The 267-nt window shown below is 45.7% G+C and carries 1 pseudogene; it reads right to left on the reverse strand.

What is annotated here, in order from left to right:
• Nucleotides 1-267: pseudogene (locus A3762_RS06755) on the reverse strand (molecular chaperone HtpG); the annotation flags it as partial.

The following is a 267-nucleotide window of genomic DNA, read 5'->3' on the forward strand; positions in this document are numbered from 1 at the left end:
GGGCCCATGTTAGCGGATCCTGGAAGTCATGCGAGATATGCTTATAGAAAGACTTGTAATCATCTTCAGAGATTTCTGATTTTGACAATGTCCATAGTGCCGTCGCTTCGTTAATTGCCTCGTCTTCAGGTTCTTTCTGCTCTTCGCCTTCTGCCGCTGGCATTGGCTCAGACTTCATAATGACCGGGAAAGAAATATGATCCGAGTACTTCTTAACAAGACTGCGTAAGCGCCAGCCATCAGCAAACTCAGACTCTTCTTCTTTCA

The organism is Oleiphilus sp. HI0125, assembly GCF_001635355.1.